The organism is Candidatus Cloacimonadota bacterium, assembly GCA_034722995.1.
Taxonomy (GTDB): domain Bacteria; phylum Cloacimonadota; class Cloacimonadia; order JGIOTU-2; family JGIOTU-2; genus JAGMCF01.
In genome coordinates this window covers 1-16,594 of the sequence record JAYEOL010000018.1, presented here as the reverse complement: position 1 = coordinate 16,594, position 16,594 = coordinate 1, and the positions used below count along the sequence as shown (strand labels likewise).

At 33.9% G+C, this 16,594-nt stretch carries 14 protein-coding genes; 3 read left to right on the top strand and 11 right to left on the bottom strand.

Features of this window, described 5'->3' with window-relative positions; genetic code table 11:
* Positions 1-3 precede the first annotated feature (3 nt).
* The 4 genes from hemW to U9R23_02350 form a co-directional block, all read right to left on the bottom strand.
* Positions 4-1,140: a radical SAM family heme chaperone HemW gene (gene hemW, locus U9R23_02365; GenBank protein MEA3475280.1), complete on the bottom strand. Its 1,137-nt coding sequence runs from the start codon at positions 1,138-1,140 to the stop codon at positions 4-6.
* Positions 1,141-1,337: 197 nt separating this feature from the next.
* Positions 1,338-1,748, bottom strand: a complete 411-nt coding sequence (locus U9R23_02360) for a GxxExxY protein (GenBank protein ID MEA3475279.1) — start codon at positions 1,746-1,748, stop codon at positions 1,338-1,340.
* 95 nt (positions 1,749-1,843) lie between these two features.
* Positions 1,844-2,554 (bottom strand): signal peptidase I, encoded by a 711-nt coding sequence (gene lepB / locus U9R23_02355; GenBank protein MEA3475278.1) that lies wholly within the window; start codon positions 2,552-2,554, stop codon positions 1,844-1,846.
* A 22-nt stretch (positions 2,555-2,576) separates the two neighbouring features.
* Positions 2,577-4,106: an AMP-binding protein gene (locus U9R23_02350; GenBank protein MEA3475277.1), complete on the bottom strand. Its 1,530-nt coding sequence runs from the start codon at positions 4,104-4,106 to the stop codon at positions 2,577-2,579.
* A 185-nt stretch (positions 4,107-4,291) separates the two neighbouring features.
* On the opposite strand from U9R23_02350, the gene U9R23_02345 reads away from it, so the two are divergent.
* The 3 genes from U9R23_02345 (at position 4,292) to U9R23_02335 (ending at position 7,204) form a co-directional block, all read left to right on the top strand.
* Entirely contained in the window at positions 4,292-4,927 is a 636-nt protein-coding gene (locus U9R23_02345; protein MEA3475276.1) for a site-2 protease family protein, read from the top strand.
* Positions 4,928-5,039: 112 nt separating this feature from the next.
* Positions 5,040-6,374, top strand: a complete 1,335-nt coding sequence (locus tag U9R23_02340) for a glutamine synthetase family protein (protein MEA3475275.1) — start codon at positions 5,040-5,042, stop codon at positions 6,372-6,374.
* Between the two features lie 68 nt (positions 6,375-6,442).
* The gene (locus tag U9R23_02335) at positions 6,443-7,204 is read left to right on the top strand and encodes a segregation/condensation protein A (protein MEA3475274.1); all 762 of its coding nucleotides are present in this window, start codon (positions 6,443-6,445) and stop codon (positions 7,202-7,204) included.
* A 437-nt stretch (positions 7,205-7,641) separates the two neighbouring features.
* On the opposite strand, the gene U9R23_02330 is transcribed toward U9R23_02335, so the two are convergent.
* The 7 genes from U9R23_02330 to U9R23_02300 form a co-directional block, all read right to left on the bottom strand.
* Positions 7,642-8,133 (bottom strand): hypothetical protein, encoded by a 492-nt coding sequence (locus tag U9R23_02330; GenBank protein MEA3475273.1) that lies wholly within the window; start codon positions 8,131-8,133, stop codon positions 7,642-7,644.
* Positions 8,134-8,152: 19 nt separating this feature from the next.
* Positions 8,153-8,746, bottom strand: coding sequence for a hypothetical protein (locus U9R23_02325; protein MEA3475272.1), 594 nt, complete (start codon positions 8,744-8,746; stop codon positions 8,153-8,155).
* Positions 8,747-8,748: 2 nt separating this feature from the next.
* Positions 8,749-9,273 carry an RNA polymerase sigma factor gene (locus U9R23_02320; GenBank protein MEA3475271.1) on the bottom strand — a complete coding sequence of 175 codons (525 nt, stop codon included), beginning with the start codon at positions 9,271-9,273 and terminating at the stop codon, positions 8,749-8,751.
* A 137-nt stretch (positions 9,274-9,410) separates the two neighbouring features.
* Positions 9,411-10,304: a phosphate/phosphite/phosphonate ABC transporter substrate-binding protein gene (locus U9R23_02315; protein MEA3475270.1), complete on the bottom strand. Its 894-nt coding sequence runs from the start codon at positions 10,302-10,304 to the stop codon at positions 9,411-9,413.
* A gap of 103 nt (positions 10,305-10,407) precedes the next feature.
* Positions 10,408-11,208, bottom strand: coding sequence for a phosphohydrolase (locus U9R23_02310; protein MEA3475269.1), 801 nt, complete (start codon positions 11,206-11,208; stop codon positions 10,408-10,410).
* 403 nt (positions 11,209-11,611) lie between these two features.
* On the bottom strand, positions 11,612-13,072 hold the full coding sequence (locus U9R23_02305; protein ID MEA3475268.1) for an MATE family efflux transporter: 1,461 nt from the start codon (positions 13,070-13,072) through the stop codon (positions 11,612-11,614).
* A gap of 660 nt (positions 13,073-13,732) precedes the next feature.
* The coding region (locus U9R23_02300; GenBank protein ID MEA3475267.1) for an efflux RND transporter permease subunit at positions 13,733-16,594 on the bottom strand (2,862 nt) is incomplete at its 5' end.

Sequence of the window (16,594 nt, the reverse complement as noted above, 5' to 3'; positions counted from 1 at the left end):
TTTTTATACAAATTCGCTTAAAATTGAATTAGACACAAACAGTGCTTTTGATGTCAATTTCAGTCTATCATTTTGAATTGTCAAATATCTGGAAGACAAAAATTTTTTTAAGACATTTTCATATTCTATTTCAACATCAAAATTATATTTCTTTTTGAATTCAGATAGGCATATTCCTTTATTCAGTCGCAATCCCAAAATGATTTTATCAGAAATAAATTCTCGCTCTGAGATTATTTTTGAGTCCTCAATCGGCAGTTTTTTGTTATCTATATATTCAAAATACTTGTTCAAATTTGCAAAATTGCTGTATCTTTTCATATTATTGAAGGAATGAGAGGCAGGTCCAAAGCCAAGATATTCTTCACCATTCCAATATGTTAAATTGTGTTTTGATTCAAAACCTGTTTGAGCAAAATTTGATATTTCATATTGACAGAATTTATTTTTTTTAAGAATATTAATCAATTGGTAATACATTTCACTTTGCAGATTTTCATCTGGAAAAGTATACTCATTTTGTTTGTCTGCGAGATAAGTGCCTTCTTCAATAGATAAGCAATATGATGAAATGTGTTTGGGCTTAAGACTTATTGCTTTTTTTAATGAGGTTATCCAGTTCTGCTTAGTTTGAAATGGAATTCCATACATCAGGTCTAAAGAGATATTATCAGTACAATATTCTCTGATAGCTTCAACAGCAGAATATATTTCTTTTTCAGAATGTAATCTTCCTAAAAGTTTTAATTCTGAATTATGGAAGGATTGGGCACCCAGACTTATACGATTGATTCCGCAAATTTTCCAGTTTTTAGCAGCGGCTTTGGTTACATTTATCGGGTTGGCTTCTAAAGTTACCTCAGGATTTTCTGCAATTATAAATTTGTCTGTTAATGTTGTTATTATTTTGAACAAGTGTGAGAAGGAGAGCAGAGATGGGGTTCCGCCACCGAAATAGATTGTGTCAACAACAAGTTTTTGCTCTCGTGGAAAGAGTTCTATCTCCTTTTTCAAACAAGCAATGTATTTGCTGACCAAATCCGATTTATATGGCACTGAATAAAAATTGCAGTAGTTGCATTTTTTTATGCAAAAGGGGATATGGAGATAAATGGAAATATTATTAACCGCCGAAAGCATCAATTATCACCGATATAATATTATTTCAACCACCGATAGCACCGATAAGCACCGAGATATTATCTATAACTACTTTTAACTCTGTTATTCCGCAAAATATTATCTTTAATCATAAAGTTCCGTCAGTCTTTTCCCGATTAGATGATTTCGTAAATAGCAGTCTGAATAGAAGTACTCGGTGGTTTATAATAAAAAAGTTAGTAAATCATTCTTTTCCATTCCAATTTAAGTTTTCCAAAGTTAATGAGATAACCAACTCTTAATCCTGTGGCTTTTAGATAGTTTAGTAACTGTGCATAATGAATATTTTCAAAATTTTTAACTGTTTTTATTTCAAGAATGATTTTATTTTCTATAACAAAATCAGCATAAAAAGCCTTGTCAATAATAGTGTCTTTATATTTAGTGCGTAGAAGTTTTTCTTTTTCATAGTGAAATTTATTTTTAGTAAATTCATAAGCGATAGTATGCTTATATACTGACTCCAAGAATCCAGGACCCAATTCTTTATTCACCCTGTTAAATAATTGATAATTGGACTTCTGTTGCAAAATATCTTTACTATTTAACAGGGTAAATATCAATACAGATACCGATGATTTTATCACTTAAAGCTTTGTATAGAATAGCCATTTTGAATACACCTCTTTTTTTGAAATAAATTTATCAGTGTCTATCGGTGGTCATCGGTGGTTATATGGTTTTAGACAATTTTCAGCAATCTTCTCCAGCGGATACGATGATGCTCGTCCCATGACCAGTAGATAATCATTGGAATACCTCTTATAAATTCTTTATCTAATAATCCCCAATAACGCGAGTCGCTGCTGTTGTCTCTGTTATCTCCCATTACAAAGTATTTTCCTTCAGGAATTACTAAAGGTCCAAAGTTGTCCCTGCTTCCCATAAATTCAGAATTGATATAAAGATGTCCTTTTTCTCTTGGTATTATACGATAATCTATATGTTGAGTGTAATCTTCCTTTATGTATTTTCCGTTGATGTAAACATTTTTATCTATAATTTGTAATGTATCACCAGGCATTCCAATAATTCTTTTGATAAAATCCCGACGCTTGTAATACTTAAAAAAGAAATTTTTCTTATCCCAATATATAGGATGGATGATTTTAGCATATCTTTCGCTGGGCTGAGGATCATAACTATCCATTGGGTATTTGAAGATAACTGGTTCAAATTGTTTTGGTTCACGAAAATGAAATACAAATTTATTAGCAACCAGGAAATCGCCAATCAAAAACGAACTTTCCATTGAACCTGATGGTATTCTGAAAGTTTGAATAATAAAAGTTTTTATGATAATTGCTGCAATTCCTGCAAAGATTATTGCTTCAATCCATTCTCTTAATACTGATTTCTTTTTTCTCGGTTTCTTCTCAAATTTTTTTGGCATGAATCAAACCTCTTAGATAATTTTAATTGGATTTATCATTCTCTAATTTTCTACATATTTTTTCTACTTTGCGGAAGTTGACTTTACCACTTCCCATCATTGGGATATCTTCAATCAGATGAAATTCTTTTGGGATTGCGATTGCTGGAAGCTCTTTTTTCATTTGCTTCTTAATATGTTTTTTGTTGATTTCTTTTGTAGTTACAGCCGCAACGATGTCAGAACCTTTTCTTGGATTAGGGACATCAACAACGCAACAGACAGCTCCTTCTGGCAGCAGTTTTTCTAAGACATTCTCTACACGAACAAGAGAGATCATCTCTCCACCAACCTTTACGAATCTTCTCAATCTACCTCTATGCCAGAGAAATCCATCTTCATCTAATACTCCCATATCTCCAGTGTCATACCACCCATTACGAATGCGAAGTGAAGTCTCTTCAAGGTCTCCTAAGTAGCCATTCATAACCATATTGCCTTTTACTAAAATCTTACCTTCCTTATTGAGAGGAAGCTCCTCGTCTGTTTCTCTATCTACAATTTTAACCTGAACTTCAGGGAGAGGTTTACCTATACTGCCAGGTTTATTTACGCCAGGAACATTTGTAGAAATTACAGGACTTGTTTCTGTTGTGCCATAACCTTCCATAAGTTCTAAATTGTGTTTTTTTATATATCCTTCACGAAGCTGGTCTGTAACTTTATCTGCACCAGCGATTGCTAGTCTAACAGAAGCAAAATCACCTGGTTCCGATTTCTGTAAATAGCCATGGAAAAATGCTGGAGTTCCTATTACAAAGGTTATCTTATATTTCCTGATTGAATCGCAGATTGCTTTGTAATCTAATGGATTAGCATGGGCAACAATAGATGCTCCTATAGTAATTGGTAACCAGAAGGTAGTTGTTAAGCCAAACACATGAAATAAGGGAAGAGTGCCTGCAAAGATATCATTCTCATCTACATCAATTATTTTTGGGAATGCATTAACATTATGAAAGATATTCTTATGTGAAAGCTGAACTGCTTTAGGGTCTTTCTCGCTTCCACTTGTGAACAGAATAACGCAATCTTCATCATCTGAACCTTTGTGAACCCGTGATTGCAAAATAGAAGTCGGTAGTTTTGATTTAATTGCAGCTTTCAGTTTATCTAATGTTGTGAGTGAATCCATTATATCTTCAAGAAAAACCATTCCTTCTACTGGTTCCACATTAATTTTTTCCAGTAGCTTCTTACTTGTGATAATAGTTTTGAAGCTGCATTTTTCCTGTGCGTAGATGCAATTTTCTCCTGCACCTGTCGCATAGTTTATCATCACAGGTATTTTACCGCACATCAGAGACCCAAGTATAGAGAGCATACAACCTGCCGATGTAGGAACCATTACGCCAATATACTGTCCATGATATTTTGAAAACTTTTTTGAAAGAATCAGAGATGCAATTAGCATTTTACTATAACTGATTTCTTTATCCGTTGCCTGGTCATAAATAGCTATTTTATTACCAAACTTTTTTGCTGTAGTAATAAATGACTGATGTAGTTGCATAATTTACATCCTTCTTAGCATTAAAATCGCTATTATTATTTTAAAATCAAGAAATTAATTTAATAAATAAGATGTCAATTTATATAGAAAGCTGTAAGATAATTGTTACTTTTTCAAAATTAAAGGGGAGTAAAAAAGAATAAAAAGATTGACATTTTTTTGATATTAATACATATTAACTTAATATGAATCAAATAACCCAATTTGTCTTATTAATATTTCCTATACTTTACGCATTAACCGTGCATGAATTTTCGCATGGTTATGTTGCATATCGTTTGGGTGATGACACTGCTAAAAGAGCGGGTAGATTGACACTAAATCCACTTAAACATTTAGACCCGATCGGCACAATTATGCTATTTATTGTTCATATTGGATGGGCAAAACCAGTACCAATAAATCCATACAATTTTAAAAATATCAAAAGGGACACTGCGTATGTGGCGTTAGCTGGACCTGCTGCTAATTTTATTAGTGCTATTATTTTTAGTTTGATTTTTAATTTTTTTAACGCCCATACATCGGCTTCATCTCAAAATATTTTTATAGTTATTATTTTCTATACTATTTTTATTAATATTGCCTTGGGATTGTTTAATTTAATTCCATTTCCACCTTTAGATGGTTCAAAAATTTTAGGCGCTTTTCTTTCAGACGAAGCATATTTTAGATATCAACGATTTGAAAGAAAGGGAGCATTTATATTGATTGGAATCGTTCTTGTCAGTAATCTTATGGGATTAAATATCATTGGTGGGGTTATAATGCCTCCTATTAACTTTTTTATTAAACTGCTTACTGGCATATCAATCTTGTAGAAGTAAGATTGCAATCCGCCAGCTCCAATCCGTCAGTTGACGGACCGATAAAATCGGGTCTGGCGGACAAATAACAAATGGAAGCCAAAAATAGAAATAAAAGAGGATACCTATGGAAATTAACAAAATATTAGAACAAACCAAAAAAGACAATGTAAAGTTTATCCTATTACAATTTACAGATATTTTGGGGGTTGTAAAAAGCCTGACAATTTGTGTAGAACATATAGCTGATTCATTACAATATGGGACCTGGTTTGATGGCTCTTCTATAGAAGGTTTTGCACGAATACATGAAAGTGATATGATATTAAAGCCAGATATTAGCACTTATGCAATTATTCCCTGGTTAAAAGCTGATAAGGGAAACACAGCAAGATTTATATGTGATATTTATCAACCCGATGGAACGCCTTTTGAGGGGGATCCCAGATTCATACTTAAAAAAGCAATTAAAGAAGCAAGAAGTATGAGTCTTGAATATAATGTTGGACCAGAGATGGAATTCTTTTTATTTAAAAAAGAAGATGGAAAACTTGTACCTTTGCCACATGATAGAGCGAGTTATTTTGATTTATCAACGGACCAGGCATATACAATAAGGCGGGAAATGGTGCTTGCTCTAGAGAGGTTCGGAATAGATGTTGAAGCATCTCACCACGAGGTCGCTCTTGGACAGCATGAAATTGACTTTAGGTATGACAATGCTTTGAGAACTGCTGATAGTGCCACCACACTACGATTTGTGCTAAAAGCAATTGCACAAAAATACGATTTACATGCCACATTTATGCCAAAACCAATAATGGGAATTAATGGCTCAGGAATGCATATACATCAGAGTTTATTTGATATAACAACAAGAGAGAATGCCTTTTATAACAAAAGTGATAAATACAAACTATCAAAAATAGCATATAATTTTATTGCAGGTCAGCTTCAACATATTAAAGCAATGTCAGCAATGCTTTCACCGACAGTTAATTCATATAAAAGATTAACTCCAGGTTATGAAGCACCCGTATACATAAGTTGGGCAAGAATCAACAGGTCCGCCCTTATTAGAGTACCTAAATATTCCACAGGGAAAGAAGAATCTACTAGATTGGAATTAAGATCCCCGGACCCAAGTTGTAATCTTTATCTCGCATTTGCAGTGATGCTCAAAGCAGGATTGGACGGAATAAAGAAAAACCTTACATCTCCAGAGCCAGTTGAGGAAGATATTTATAATTTTGATGAGTTGAAATTAAAAAATCTTAATATTGATACATTACCTTGCTCTTTAATGGATGCTATCAATGAGTTAAAGACAGATAAAGTAATTCGGCAAGCATTGGGAAACCATACTTGTAAGAATTATATTAATGCCAAGACAAAAGAATGGGATGAGTATAATATGCAAGTTACACAATGGGAGTTAGATAAATATCTGGAAATATATTAAAAAAATGACAAATTATCCATCCTCCGTCCCGAAAAAAGTCGGGACTGCGGAGGACGGGCAAATATCAAATGTCAAATAAACTTCAATCCCCGATTTGCTCGGGGACCAATAACAAAAAATATAAGATTAAACTGCCAAATTTTGAAGGTCCTCTGGACTTGCTACTTTTTCTTATTCGTAAGCATAAGATAGATATTTATGACATACCTATTGCTTTTATGCTTTCTGAATATTTAAAATATTTGTCATTAATGGAAGAGTTAAACATCTCTATTGAGGGAGAATTTATGGAGATGGCTGCAACTTTAATTCAAATAAAACTTCGCTCCCTTCTACCACGACAGGTTTATGAGGAAGAAGAAGACCTTCAAGCTGAATTGGTAAGTAACTTAATTGCATATCAGGAAATTAAAGAATATGCGAAGTTTCTAAATAACCTTGCTGAGGAAAACAAATATTATTTTTATAAGAGTATTGATAAGAATACTCAAAAAGATATTAAGGATTTTGCAATTTCGTATAGTATTGAACAAAATAGTGTTGGTCTATATGATTTAATTAAAGCCTTGCAAAAGTATATTCTTCAACCACCTCAAGAGGTGCCGCAGGATATTATTCTTGAAAAATTTAAAGTTGAAGATAAGATAAAAGAAATTCGTAAAATTTTAAGGAAAAATAAAAAATTGCTATTCTCTGATTTTATGAAAAACTATAGCAAATTAGAGTTGGTTACATTTTTTCTGGCGATACTTGAGTTAGCAAGAATGAAAAAGATTACTATTTTCCAGAACAAACAATTTTCAGATATTCATATCAGTAAGAAGAAATAATGAGTCCGCTTAAAAAACCGTTAAAACGGTTAAATTCTGGTGTTTGTTGTGTAAAGCCCACGATTGAAATCGTGGGCTTCTATCTTGCTTATCTAACTGTTTACACGACAAATAGAAGCCCACAGTTTTAACTGTGGGTAACGATGAACCCGAACCATTTAACCACTTCAGTGGTTTCTTAAGTGGACTCAATAATATCAAACAAAGAAATTTGCAAAATGCAAAAAATGATAAAATGCTTAAATATGTTTAGTCCCAATGTATCGGGATTTTGCTAGTTGGAATTTATTTGTTATTTGTAATTTGTTATTTATTATTTTGTAGTATGATTACTTGTCAATATTTTATTGAAACGCTATACTATTATAAAATTAAAGTTGTTACAAAAAAGGCAGAATGTATTACTCTGCCTTTAATAATTTCAGACTCTAATAGAATTATCGTCTTGGTGGTGGCTGTTTCAGCGGTGGATTGTGTATTGCTTTTATTCGTTCTTGTAACAGCTTTTTAAACCTACGATTAAAAACAAGAAATTTTGCAAATTGCTCTTCCGAAAGATGAGAACGTAACTTACTATAGAATTTAGCTCTTTTATTCTCAAATTCTTTTGGTAATTTCATAAGTTTGTTATTCAATTCTGCAATTTTAGCTTCACCTTCATTCTGTTTAATTGCAAATTCTATTTCATTAAGAAGCTGCTGTTGTTGAAAGTAGAATGTTTCCCGATTTTTATCAATTTCTTTTAGAATGGGAAGCACAACTTCACTCTCTTCTTCACTCAAATCCAGAATTTTTAATAACTCTAGTGTCCGATATTGTCTTACAATTTCTCTTTTCTTTCCCTGGATTGGAGCCTGAGTCTTAGCAAAGGCTACTCCAGTGATTAATAGTAGGATTATTGCTATTACTGTGATTCTTGAGACTTTCATCTTTTTACCTCCATTGTTTTTATGTTGTTTTTAGTGTATTTATTTTATTCTCAAGAAATTTAATATCTTCATCTGAGAGCAAATCAATAATATCATATAAATATTCCCAGGACTCATACAATATCTTATCCCGCAATTCCTCATCTTGATAAATCTCTTTCAGCATTGATTGTTCAAAGGCAATTATGAATTCATCATCAATTAAGTACGCTTCTGTATATTTATATTCATTTTCAAATACCACATAATTAGGGTTAACCGATATTTTTTCCTTAAGAGGGACAAAGATTATTGCAAATAGGACGAGAACTGCCACAGCAGCGGTAACAATCGCAGGTTTCAACCAATACTTTAGCCAGGAAAAGCTGCTTTCCTCAGAAGCAAAAGGCTCAATTTGCGGTTTATTTATAATAGTATCAAATTGGGGAAGTTTGATATTCTTTTTATCAGTTTGTGTAAATTCCTTTGTAACATCCATAACCTTTTTCCATTCATTTAATCTTCTCTGGCAGGTTTCACATTTATTTATATGGCGAGAGATTTTTTCTTTTTGTTTTGATTTAACCTCTCCATTTAGATAGTCTAATAGTTTTTTATCTGTAATGCATTTCATATTTAGCTTACCTCTTTTGTTTCCAATAATTGTTCTTTTTCCAGTTCCTTTTTTATCTTTTGCATTGCAAAAAAATAGTTACTTTTGATTGTGCCCAAACTTTTCTTTAGAATTTTAGCTATCTCATTAAATTTTAGCCCATTATAGTACCTTAAAAGGAATACCTCTTTTTGTTTTGGTGATAATCCTTCTATTATTTCGTTAAGTTTGTTATAAAGCTCCTTTTCATACAATACCTTTTCTGGAGTTTCATTTGTGCGAATACAAAAATCCTGATTCTTTTCGTTGAGATTTTTCACATTCTTTTTTTTATTGGAAAAATTATAAATATGGTTCAAGGCAATCCTGTATAGCCATGTGAATAATTTGGATTCCTGTCTGAATTTATCTATATTTTGATATGCTTTCATAAAAATTTCCTGCGTTGCATCTTCAGCATCTTCGTAATTTTTCAACATTTTTACTGATAGAAGAAATATCTTTTTATAATTTTCTTGAAACAGCAGATTAATTTCACTTCTTTTCATATCCTGTGCTTTTTGTGTTTTGCCTAATTAGATTATTTTTGTTTAATAAGGTTTAAATGTTTAAGAAATTTTAATGAAGGTTAAATTTAACTGAATAAATCATATATAACTTTTTATAATATCTCCTGCAATCCGAGTTATTTTATAAGCTGTCCTGCATCTATACCGAGAGTTTTTAGTGTTTTTCTTACTCCATCATAATCAGAATCAGTTGCTCTTACATAGTCGTCAATTTCATATAATTTTTTCATTACCACTTTACCTTCTTCAGTATTTACATAATCAATCAAGGCTTGAACTATTTTCTTTTTCATTTCTGATGGAAAATCTTTTCTAAATGTTACAGTATCGTTCATAATCCATTCGGTAAATCCAATTATTTTCGTTTTTTTATATATATCAGGATGAGTTTGCAAGAGTTCTTTTCTGCCATCTTGGGGTTCTCCTTTAGATGGAGGAGACCAATATGCACAACCCACATCAGCACGATTTTGATAAACTGCGAGAATGGCTTGTGAATGCCCACCAGCAAAATAGATTTTACCTGGCTTTATTCCTTTTTTAGTTAAAAGAGCAGAAGGATAAACATAACCCGAGGTGGATGCTGCATCAGTATAAGCAATAGTTTTTCCTTCAATATCTGCGAGACTGTCAATATTATTATCTGACCTTGCCAGGAATTCTCCTTTGTATTTTTTCATACCTTTTCTTACAGGTGTTAAAGCCACTTGTGCACCGTATTTTTCATTTGCTAAAATATAAGCAAAGGGTGGAAGCCAGGCAATATCAACCTCTTCAGTTCCCATTCCTTCTATTACTGCTGCATAGTTTGTTGGAATGGTTACTCTGAAATGATAACCTGTTTTTTCAGTAAGATAATTGGTGAGTTTTTTACTCCTTGTAATAATCTTTCCTGTTTCCATCCAGGGAACGAAGCACATCTCTACTGGATTATTTTTTGAACCTAATTCAAATTTTTGTGAGCAACTAAATATAAATAAAATAATAAATATAATTTTTATAAATTTCATCTTTTACCTTAAAAAAGGTTAATGAAAGAAAAAAAATATTAGCAAGAATGCTGTCAAGGGACAAGGTTATAATTGGAAAAATTTCGGGGTTGTTAAATTATTTCTACAGGTATCTAAGTCTCTTCTCGTCTTTAACTTCTCCATAAAGTTCAATATAAGGCTTTACTGGACTGGATAAAATTTTGGGGAAAAGGACTTCTTCTATCTGGTAAAATCCAACAGACTGGGTCATTTCAACAACAATTTTAATAGGCTTTTTGTCTCCGCTGCTTATTGAGACTTTCTGTATTGAACTTGAAGAATATTTGTGAATGTCACCCACTCTTGGACTTTGTGATAGAAGGGTGGGTATCCGGGCTCTACCTTTTTCCATATCACAACCATCACCAATTAATACAAGTCCTGCTTCTAAAGAATGGATTTTCTGAGTTGCCATATGTCCTATAATGCCTTCAATGATTAATGACTGCATAATAACGATTTTTCCTGATTCATTATAAATTTTTGATAGCAACCTATTAATTATTGGAAGAGCGAGGATTACACTTAATGTTTCATGGTTGTCTCGTGAAGCAGTCATTCCTATGTCGTGTAATAAAGAGGCAATTAAAACTGCTATTTTACTATCTTCAACAGTCCCAATCCCCTCCTTTTCTAAATTAAATTTGATTCCTGCTTTATGAAGCAAGTCAAACATTAAGAGTGAATTCAAAGCAGCTTTTCTCATATGGACTGGACCGTGGTCGTTAAATCCTAATCGTTTTATAGATACAATATTTGCATAATCTTGCAATGTCTGTATCTCTTTATCAGCGAAAATAAGAGAGGCAACAGAAGCTGATTTGCCTGACAATTTTGATAATATTTTAGCTTCAAGATTAATTTGTTTTTTAGATTTTTTCATTTTTTCTCCAAATTTTTAGATACAAATAATTCTGGGAATATACTAAATTTCATCTGAAAATAGCCACACCCGTCTACGCTAAAGCTACGCCGGACAGGCAGATTACACACCCTGTCTCCCGATCTGGCTTCGGCTTGCTTCGCCAAGACGAGTAAATCGGGATCCACCCCTCTCCCCGAGAAAAATCGGGATTTCGCTCCGCTCAACAAGAGGGGATTTATTTGATTCCCCTCTAATAAGAGGGGTCTTCCCGACTTGTCGGGGAGGGGGTGTGTTATTTTCATCTTCCTTTGCCTGCCCCGCCTGTCCCGTGAAATCTTTTTAATCATTTTACTGGGATTAAATCTTTTTCTATTTAATGTGGTGTCCTGATTCTTTTCGGGACATGTATGTTTCATATTATTTAAAGGGCTTCTTCTGCCCCTGAAGATGGCAGTGCTGTATCTGTAGTCGGAATAAGTGGCTTACCTTCAAGCTTTTCTCTGTGTTTTGCATAGGTTTTCTTCCAATGTCCATTTCTAAATACAAACATCATTCCAATTCCTTGCACTACATCAGAGGCATTGATTCCCAACCAGATGCCTGATTGTGTCATATTAGCAACCAAAGCAAACAAATAGGCAAATGGAACCCTAAAGCCAAGCTGTCCAACAGCATTCACAACAGTTGGTGTTTTTGTATCTCCTGCACCATTCATACTTTGTCCAAGAACAAGTGAAGCTGCGAGGAATGGAAAAGTAACAGCAAGATATCTTAAAAATGAACTGCCAATTTTGATAACTCCTGGGTAATCATTAAAGAAACCGACAATATGTGGTGCAAAAATAAAAAAGACTACAGCTAATGGGACAGCGATAGATTCATAATATAGTAAGGCTTGCCATGCAGAGCTTGTTGCTCGCTTTGGCTGACTTGCACCCATATTTTGTCCAACGAGGACAGATGCCGCATTAGAAAAACCAAATCCAGGTACCATAATAAACATTCTAAGACGAGCACCGACACCGTATGCAGCAAGAGTAACTGCTCCAAAAGAAGAAACAAGTCGCATTAGAAAAAGGAAGGAAACTTCTCTTATAAAAACCTGCAAGGATGCAAATGACCCGATACTTATTATCCTCTTCATCAGAACTGGAATGGGCTTAATATATTTAATTTTAAATTGAATAGTTGAATGTCCAAATATCATATGCAAAAAGAGGAAGATAACGCCTATTCCACGACTTACAACGGTTGCAATTGCAGAGCCTTCAACTCCCATTCGGGAAAACGGTCCATATCCCATAATCAACATCGGGTCAAGAAAAATATTAATGGTATTCGCTATAATAAGTGCCTTAAGTGGAGTCTTTGCATCACCTGTACCACGGAAAGCACTATTTATGCCCACAAATAAGAATATCGCTAAAGACCAGCCAAATACTACCTTAAGATATTCGGCTGCATAAATAAGCACATATCCAGTTGCTCCAAAAAGTTTAAGAAGTGGCACAACTAAAAAAAGACTCACAGTAAGCATAATTAGAGAGCCGATAATTCCAAGGATGAATGTTTGCCCAAGCACCTCATCAGCTTTCTCGTGCTCCTTTTTGCCAGTAAAGTGTGCGATAAGTGCAGTGGTTCCCACTGAAATTCCCATTACCAACATCAAGAGGATGCTAACAACAGTGCCGGCTATAGAAAGTGCAGCAACTTCTATGTGGCCTAATCTCCCAACAAAGTATAAGTCTACCATTGAAAAGAGGTTTTGGAGAGCTCCACTAATCATCATTGGAGCTGCCAATTTCCAGATAGAACTGGAAAGACGTCCGTCTATTAAACCTTTTTCAATCTTCCGTTTTCTTTGCTTTTTATTATTTTCCAAGTTGCTTCCTAAAGTGAACTACAAAACTGAATGACAAACGATAATTGCTATCAATTTATTTCAATATTTGGGAAAAGCTAAATTATATTAATCAATTCTTTTTAATAGACATAATCTATTGTTTTTTTATTATAGTTAATATTATATTATCAAAGAGTAAAAGGCAAGTTTAACTCGCCTTTTTATATTTAATTCAATGCTTTGAACGCCGTGAAGGGCGTTGAACTATTTTTGGCTGTCATTATTTTACAGCCGTAACCCAGTGAAATATTCCTTACAGAATTTCACGGGTTAAAAACGGCTGGGCTATTGATTCATGATTTACTGATTCAACTGAATAATAGACCGTATTTCGTTAAACGGTTGCGAGGCTGGAAACGGTTTACGGTTATCGTCAACCGTGCCGTCCGACGCATAACGGAAGTCAATTCTCCAGATTTATCGGGACGCAATCTCCTGATTCAACCGATTCAACCGATTTACTAATTTACCCCGTTAGATAATTTGTAAAAAAATTTATAATTCTCTTTTATATCCACCAATTGGCTGATAGTATAATATTTATATAAAAACATAAATATCTAACGGGGTGAACTAATTCACCAATTCACTAATTTACCAATTTACTAATTCACCAATTTATGACTCTTTATGTGTTTATCATTTTTCATCTTTGCCTTGCAATTTTTTCATAATACCTTTTTTCCTCTTAAATGAAATCCGCTCAACAACAGTATAAATAGTTGGAATTATCACCAATGTAAAGAAAGTCGCAGTAATAAGTCCACCGATTACTGATAGAGCCATTGGCGCTCTTAATCCTGAGCCTTGACCAGTGCTAATAGCCATTGGAAACATACCTCCAATGGTTGTAATCGCTGTAATCAAGACAGGACGCATTCTGTCCGAACCCGCTTGAATTATAGCTTTGTGATTATCCATTCCACTTCTGCGCAGAAGATTTATATGATCAATTAAGACGATTGCATTATTCACTACAATTCCGGACAATATAATAATACCTACAAAAGAGAGTGCATTAAGTGTTGTCCCTGTAAGTAACAGAATGAAAATAACACCAATATAAGCCAGCGGTAATGTAAACATAATAACAAACGGTTGTTTGAAAGATTCAAAGAGTGAAGATAAAATCACATATACCAGAAGCGCAGCTAAAAGCAAAGCGTAGGACAAGGTTACGAAAGTTTCCTTCATATCTTTGTAAGCACCGCCAAACTCAATGAAATAGCCTATTGGCAGATTATCTTTAATATCTTTTATAATTGTTTGGATTTCATTCACCGTGCTCCCGAGGTCTCTTCCAACTACATTTGCGGAAATAGTTACTTTACGCGTTTTATGTTCTCTGGAGATTTTGATAGGACCTTCTCCCATTTTTATTGAAGCAATCTGTTTTAATGGAATTGTAAATCTCCCGACTTGTCGGGAACTTGTAATGCTGATATTTTCAATATCTTGTAAGCTGTTTCTACTTTCCTCTTTCAAGCGAACAAGTATATTTATCTCATCACCTGCTTGTCTAAATATACCAGCAATCGTTCCATAAGTAGCAGTTTTCACAGCAGAAGCAACCTGTGCAGTAGTTAAACCGTAATGGAAGGCTTTATCTCTATCAATATGAATATGAAGTTCCGGTTTGGCTTCTTTAAATGAATTATCAACATCACAAATACCTTCAACATTTGTAATCCTGTTCTCAATTTCCTTACTAATTGATTTCAAAACTGATAGGTCCTTTCCAAACAATTTAATAGAAATCGGCGATTCGGTTCCGCCCATCATTTGCCCGGACATATCTAAAAAAGTTATTTTCGTACCTTCAAATTTCGGTATTTTGCTTCTTATTTCGTCCAGTATTTCTTCGGAGCTTCTTTCTCTTTCTTCTTTATCATACAGACGGAAAAATACTTGTGATTCGTTTGAACTTTGCGGATTGGTCGGGTCTGATGCAGCTCCAGCCTCGGTCATTGGACCTACTAATGACATAACATATTTTACTTCTTTTAGATTTCCAATGATATCTTCCATTTGAGATACAAAAAAGTTCGTTTCTTCAAGACTTGTTCCTACTGGTGTTCTTATATTTAATGTTTGCATTGGCATATCTGTTTTGGGGATGAATTCTGTGCCAATTAAAGGGATAAGAGCAATAGCAATAATAAATATAATAACCATTGCAACTAATGTTTTGACCCTATGCCTTAAGGACCAGGCAAGTAATTTTAAATATTTGTTTCTAATGCCTATGAATAACCTGCCAGAAGCTTGTTGATATTCTTTGCCTGTTGCTCTTCTTTTGAAAATCATAGATGCAATCAAAGGAACAATGGTTAATGCAACGAATAAAGAAGCGAAAAGTGCAAAAGCAACGGTCAAAGCAAGACCGCGCACAAGTTGAGCTGTAAGTCCATGAGTAAAAATCATCGGAGCAAACACGGCAATGGTTGTTAATGTTGATGCTGTGATTGCCATTCCGACTTCCGATGCACCGATTTTTGCGGCTGGTATATTCTTTTCACCCTTTTCAAGATGCCGATAGATGTTTTCAATTACAATAATAGCATTATCAACAAGCATTCCCACACCCAATGCCAATCCTCCTAATGTCATTATATTGAGAGAATATTTTGCCAGATAAACTGGGATGAATGTGGCTATCACGGAAATGGGAATCGCTAATGATATTACAGAAGTCGGTCGCCAGTTTCGTAAAAATATGAACATAATAAGTATGGCGAGGATTGCACCGAATATTAAGGCGTTTCCAGTTTCTGAAGTAATTCGTGAGACAATATCTCCCTGGTCAAAAATTTCAGCGAACTGAATAGAACCTGGCAATTCCGTTTTTATTATTTCCAATTCTTTTTTTACGCTTTCTGAAACTGTTAATGTGTTTGCACCCGATTCTTTAGAGACCATCATCATTACAGTTGGTTTGCCATTAGTTCGTATATAATATCTCTTTTCCTTGAATCCATCCACAACTTTTGCAATATCCTTAACATATATTACTTTACCGGTATTAGTCATTGAAATAGGAGTATTTTCAATTTCTTTTATGGATTTATATTCTCCAATTGTTCGCATCAGAAATTCATTTTGACCTTTTTCAACATATCCACCAGTCATATTTAGATTCTGAGCAGACAGCATTGCTACTACTTCATTTATAGAGATATTATTTTGTTCTAATTTGACTTTATCAATTATTACTTGCTTTTCTGCTTCTTTACCGCCCATTACCATAATTGATGCCACACCATCTAAATGTTTCAGTTTTGGTTCTACTTCATCTTCAATAAGTTTTCGCAGTTCGTAAGTATTTTCCATTCCGGTAATGCCGTAAAGTAAAATTGGCATTTGAGAGAGATTATGTTTCATCACCATCGGTCGTTTTGCATCACCTGGCAAATAATCCAAACTCTGATCAATTGCATCGCGCAAATCCTGTGCGGCAAAATCCAGATTCGTTCCCCAGACGAATTCAACCATAATCAAAGA

Excerpts from the sequence above, each read along its gene's own strand:
- U9R23_02315 (MEA3475270.1), bottom strand. The coding sequence starts at position 10,304 with ATGAAATTTATAAAAATTATATTTATTATTTTATTTATATTTAGTTGC.
- hemW (MEA3475280.1), bottom strand. The coding sequence starts at position 1,140 with ATGCTTTCGGCGGTTAATAATATTTCCATTTATCTCCATATCCCCTTT.
- U9R23_02325 (MEA3475272.1), bottom strand. The coding sequence starts at position 8,746 with ATGAAATGCATTACAGATAAAAAACTATTAGACTATCTAAATGGAGAG.
- U9R23_02345 (MEA3475276.1), top strand. The coding sequence starts at position 4,292 with ATGAATCAAATAACCCAATTTGTCTTATTAATATTTCCTATACTTTAC.
- U9R23_02310 (MEA3475269.1), bottom strand. The coding sequence starts at position 11,208 with ATGAAAAAATCTAAAAAACAAATTAATCTTGAAGCTAAAATATTATCA.
- U9R23_02350 (MEA3475277.1), bottom strand. The coding sequence starts at position 4,106 with ATGCAACTACATCAGTCATTTATTACTACAGCAAAAAAGTTTGGTAAT.
- U9R23_02340 (MEA3475275.1), top strand. The coding sequence starts at position 5,040 with ATGGAAATTAACAAAATATTAGAACAAACCAAAAAAGACAATGTAAAG.
- lepB (MEA3475278.1), bottom strand. The coding sequence starts at position 2,554 with ATGCCAAAAAAATTTGAGAAGAAACCGAGAAAAAAGAAATCAGTATTA.
- U9R23_02320 (MEA3475271.1), bottom strand. The coding sequence starts at position 9,273 with ATGAAAAGAAGTGAAATTAATCTGCTGTTTCAAGAAAATTATAAAAAG.
- U9R23_02330 (MEA3475273.1), bottom strand. The coding sequence starts at position 8,133 with ATGAAAGTCTCAAGAATCACAGTAATAGCAATAATCCTACTATTAATC.
- U9R23_02335 (MEA3475274.1), top strand. The coding sequence starts at position 6,443 with ATGTCAAATAAACTTCAATCCCCGATTTGCTCGGGGACCAATAACAAA.